The organism is Streptomyces canarius (assembly GCF_014650735.1).
GTDB lineage: Bacteria > Actinomycetota > Actinomycetes > Streptomycetales > Streptomycetaceae > Streptomyces > Streptomyces olivaceoviridis.
Window position 1 is genome coordinate 1 of sequence record NZ_BMVN01000145.1, and the last position, 4,280, is coordinate 4,280.

The 4,280-nt window shown below is 70.5% G+C and carries 5 protein-coding genes; 1 reads left to right on the top strand and 4 read right to left on the bottom strand.

Annotated features, from left to right (window positions below; all coding sequences use genetic code 11):
- Positions 1-196: 196 nt before the first annotated feature.
- From IE294_RS48885 to IE294_RS46400, 3 genes are all read right to left on the bottom strand, one after another.
- Positions 197-385 (bottom strand): hypothetical protein, encoded by a 189-nt coding sequence (locus IE294_RS48885; protein ID WP_229918257.1) that lies wholly within the window; start codon positions 383-385, stop codon positions 197-199.
- A gap of 142 nt (positions 386-527) precedes the next feature.
- Positions 528-989: a DJ-1/PfpI family protein gene (locus IE294_RS48890; RefSeq protein WP_229918259.1), complete on the bottom strand. Its 462-nt coding sequence runs from the start codon at positions 987-989 to the stop codon at positions 528-530.
- 331 nt (positions 990-1,320) lie between these two features.
- Positions 1,321-1,719: a hypothetical protein gene (locus tag IE294_RS46400; protein WP_189895339.1), complete on the bottom strand. Its 399-nt coding sequence runs from the start codon at positions 1,717-1,719 to the stop codon at positions 1,321-1,323.
- On the opposite strand from IE294_RS46400, the gene IE294_RS46405 reads away from it, so the two are divergent.
- Complete coding sequence (locus tag IE294_RS46405; RefSeq protein ID WP_189895341.1) at positions 1,718-2,521, top strand: SDR family oxidoreductase; 804 nt, start codon at positions 1,718-1,720, stop codon at positions 2,519-2,521. The two genes, IE294_RS46400 and IE294_RS46405, sit on opposite strands and share 2 nt — an antisense overlap.
- Before the next feature lie 204 nt (positions 2,522-2,725).
- Here IE294_RS46405 and IE294_RS46410 read toward each other — a convergent pair whose 3' ends face one another.
- Positions 2,726-3,805, bottom strand: coding sequence for a fatty acid desaturase family protein (locus IE294_RS46410; protein WP_189895340.1), 1,080 nt, complete (start codon positions 3,803-3,805; stop codon positions 2,726-2,728).
- Between the last annotated feature and the right edge of the window lie 475 nt (positions 3,806-4,280).

Consider the following 4,280-nt stretch of genomic DNA (forward strand, 5'->3'; position numbering starts at 1 on the left):
GCTGGTCATGGTGGAGACGGCTCAGTCAGACCCGCGCTCGCCTCAGCCACTACAAACGGCGAGGCCAAACCCCATAACTGGGATTGCAGTACTAGGTCGGACCACCGTCAGGAACAGGTCAAGGCCCGCATCGGCACCGAGCGATGCGGTCCCGGCCTCTGGTCGCCCAGCCTGCCTCAGCCCTGCTGCCGTGCCCTCACGGGCGGGCCCCGGACTGTTGCGTCTGTGCGGCGGCGAGCAACTTCAAAGCCTGCGACTTGAGTTGCGCACCGGCAGCCGAGGCGTTCCCGGCGTCGAAGGGGGGTTGGGGGTCGTACTCGATGGCGAGCTGGATCGCCTTCGCCGTGTCGTCGTCCGCGATCAGGGAGGCCAGGTACAGGGCCATGTCCAGTCCCGTCGGCACCCCGGCCGCGGTGATGATCTTCCCGGAGCGCCACGTAGCGCCGGGCCGGGTACGTGACGTCGAACTGGACCGGAGGTAGTCGGCGGGAGGCCCAGTAGGTCGTCGCCTCCCGGCCGTCCAGCAGTCAGGCCGCGGCGAGGACGATGCTGCCGGTGCAGACGGAGGTGGTCCACCGGGTGTGCCGGTGCATCGCACGGATCCAGCGCGGGAGCGGCTGGTTGTTCATCGCCGCGATGGTGCCGCGGTTGCCGGCGCCGGGCACCAGCAGGACATCGAGACGGGTGACTTCGGCGAGGGAGCGATCGGCCATCACGGCCACGTCTCCCGTGTCCGTGCGGACGGCTCCGCGCTTCTCCCCGATCATGGTGACGGTGGCGTCCGGGAGCCGGGACGGCACCTCGGCCGGCCCGGTCGGGTCCAACAGGCTGTAGCCGTCGTACAGCAGGGAGCCGATGTTCGGTCCCGTGCCGTCGACTCGCGGGGCCACGTACGCCGCCTTGGTGTGGGCGGTTGCCACCGTGGCCGCGAGTGCGGCCGTGGCCACGGTCCCGCGCAGGACATTTCTGCGTGTCGTGGAAGGGCTCATGCGGCGGGCGTCTTCTGCCTCGGTTCGGCGTGCGGGGGCGGCATGTCCGGCATCCTGCGAAGATGCCCTCGGCCATGCGAGGCAACGCAGGCCGAGACCGTTGCCCGCCACGCCTTTGTCACCCGCACCGTCGCCAAGTTGCGCACGGCCCGGAGCATCACCGGTGACCGCGCGGAGGACTGGCGCCGGGTGCCTCCGAGCCGGCCATGCTCTGGCAGATGGCCGCACCCCATGACGACTTCCGGCTGGCAGTCTTCGCACTGGAGTCGCTCGCCAGGCAGGCCGCGCGTCTTGAACCGGAGCCCGCAGGTCCTCTCCGCGGCAGTGGCCCTCAGGGAGGCGACCTGATCTTCCCCTGGCAGGCCGGCGAGAACGACTGGATCTCAGTGCCCGGCAGCCCGGCAGGGCCCTTCGTGGGCACGGCGATGGCGATGGCGAACGAAGCGGGTTTCGCCCGGACCGTGATCACGGTCAGCCAGCGCCCCCGGTACCACGCCGCGGCGCGCAGGCGCCGAAGTATCGTCTGCTCGACGGCCAGGGCGTCGTCGCCGGTGGGCACGTGGTGTTCGTAGAAGAGGGTCCATCCGAGGTGGCGGTGCTGGGCGATGCGGTCGTTGCGCTGAAGGGCGCCAGCGACGCCGATCTTGACGGCGCCGTGCTGCGCGTGGGTGACGACGTAGACGCGGGCGGCTGCGGGCGGTCGAAGCCGAAGCGGGCGCAGTACTTGCATCCGCGGCCGCTGTGGATCTTGGCCAGGGTGGGGGCCGCAGCGGGTCAGTGACGCCGTCCGCGAGATCCGCCGGCTGCCCGGGGTACGAGGGCGCGTCGAGGGGCAGGTCCTCGACGTCACGGACACCGACGCGATCGCCCGTCTCGCCGAGGACCTGCGGACCCGGCACGGAGGCGTCGACGTCGTCATTTCCAACGCGGTCGCCCGCGTACTGCCCGGGGACTCGCAGTCGGAGCGGGCCGACGAGTTCATCGACGTCTCCAACACCGCCACGCACGCTGTCCTGGGTTCCTTCGGCCCGGTCCTGCGTCCGGGCGGCCGACTGCTCGTCGTGGCCAGCAGCCTGGGCACCCTCGGCCACCTCGATCCGCAACTGCACGACCTGTTCGACGGAGCGAGCCTGGAGCAGGTCGAGTACGCCGTGGAGTCGTGGCGCAGCGCCGTCCACCACAAGACCGCACAGGAAGCGGGGTGGCCGGTCTGGTTGAACGTGCCGTCCAAGGTGGCTCAGGTCGCCGCCGTCCGTGCCGTGGCCGCGCAACGCCGCGAGCGCGACCTCGCCACCGGGGCGCTGATCGCGTCAGTATGCCCGGGCATGGTCGACACCGCCACCTCGCGTCCCTGGTTCAGCGACTACAGCCAGGCGCAGTCGTCGGCCCGGGTCGCGTCGGCCGTGCTCGACCTGGTCTTCGCCGAGGGCGCCGATCCCGCGCTCTACGGCGAGTTGGTCCGCTTCGGCGAAGCGCTGGACTGGCACGGGGGCACACCGTTGGTGGGGCAGGACCGGATGCTCACGCCCTGAAGCAGCGGCCGACGGCGGCGGGGATCTCCGTGCCGAAGAGAATCCGGGGGAAATCCGCGTGCATATATCTGCGAAGCCGGGGCAGCAGCAGATTCAGACGTGCTCGGGGGAGTTGGTCCCCCCTCCCGCCCCGGGCACCGAGCGATCCCGCCACCGATTCCCCCCGACGGTGGCGGGACCGCCTCCCCGGCTCGGGGAGCGACGTTAGGCGCCCCTTCGGCGCTGCTGCCGGATCGGCTCACCGACCTGATGCAGATGCGTGAGGGCCTCGCGGTACGACTGGATCAGGCCGGTCTCGTGGTAGGGCACGCCGATCTCCGCGCAGTAGGCACGGACGACGGTCTGCGCACGGCGCAGATGGGGCGTGGGCATGCTCGGGAACAGGTGGTGCTCGATCTGGTAGTTGAGCCCGCCGAGCAGAACGTCGGTCAGCCGTCCGCCGCGCACGTTGCGTGAGGTGAGCACCTGGCGGCGCAGGAAATCGGGCCGTTCGTCGCCGCGGAACGTGGGCATGCCCTTGTGGTTCGGCGCGAAGGTGCACCCGAGGTAGACGCCGAAGAGACACTGGTGCACGGCGAGGAACGCCACCGCCTTGCCCGGGGAGAGCACCAGGAACAGGGCGGACAGATAGGCCGCGAGGTGAAGCAGGAGCAGCGCCGCCTCCAGCGTCCGGTGCTTCATGCCCGGTGAGCGCAGCGCCCGCAGGCTCGCCACATGCAGGTTGAAGCCCTCCAGCGTCAGCAGCGGGAAGAACAGCCCCGCCTGGTGACCGCCGATGAGACGGGCCAGGCCCCGGGCGTCGTGGGCCTGTTCCGTGGACCACACCAGGATGTCCGGGGCGACGTCCGGGTCGAGTTCCTCGTGGTTGGGGTTGGCGTGGTGACGGGTGTGCTTGTTCATCCACCAGCCGTAGCTCATGCCGATCCCGAGATTGCCGAAGAGCCGGCCCCACAATTCGCTCGGCCGGCGTCGCAGGAAAACCTGACGGTGCGCCAGGTCATGTGCAGCGAGAGCGATCTGGCCGAACATCAGCGCGAGGAAGGCGGCCGTGGCCATCTGCCACCAGGTGTCCCCTATCGCGGCAAAGGCTCCCCATCCGCCCGCCGTCAGCGCGATCACCAGACCGAGCCGCGTCGTGTAGTAGCCCGGACGGCGTCTCATCAGCCCCGCCTCGGTGATACGACGGGATAGCCGGGCGAAGTCACTGCCGGCTCCGGCATCGGAGGGACGGGGTCGGGCAGCGGGCACGGTGGCCGCGACCGCGGCCTGCGGGGAAATCGTCATGCCACCGAGTCTCCGCGCCTGCGACCAGCCGAAACAGCCTGCCAGTCACCCTCTCGCACAGGGGGTTTACCCCAGGAGGGCGTGGGTGCTGCCCCGAGGCCCACCGGCCCTGGGGGCAATGCCCGGGGCCGGTGACGGGGACCGGGCGGTCAGACGTCGCGCGTGGACTTGCGGCGATGGCGCCGAGGACGAACCCGTCTCGGCGAGGTCGCCTCCGCCGCCAGCGAGTGGATCTCGTCTCCGGTCGCCCGCAAGCTCACCCACGCCGTCCCGCGCAGCTCCCGCAACACCCGGGCCACCGCTGGCGTTCGTACGCCCTGTGGTGCGCCACCTACGACGACACCGATCTGCAGATGTAGGTGGGCCCGCCGCTCATGAAAACAGGAGCGGCGGGCCCGAGGCCGAATGGGGCTAGGGTCTGTTGTGAAAGTGCTGGTCACAGCCACTCGTTGATGGCTGCGACCAGCACGGTCGC

Excerpts from the sequence above, each read along its gene's own strand:
- IE294_RS48885 (WP_229918257.1), bottom strand. The coding sequence starts at position 385 with ATGGCCCTGTACCTGGCCTCCCTGATCGCGGACGACGACACGGCGAAG.
- IE294_RS48890 (WP_229918259.1), bottom strand. The coding sequence starts at position 989 with ATGAGCCCTTCCACGACACGCAGAAATGTCCTGCGCGGGACCGTGGCC.
- IE294_RS46400 (WP_189895339.1), bottom strand. The coding sequence starts at position 1,719 with ATGCAAGTACTGCGCCCGCTTCGGCTTCGACCGCCCGCAGCCGCCCGC.
- IE294_RS46410 (WP_189895340.1), bottom strand. The coding sequence starts at position 3,805 with ATGACGATTTCCCCGCAGGCCGCGGTCGCGGCCACCGTGCCCGCTGCC.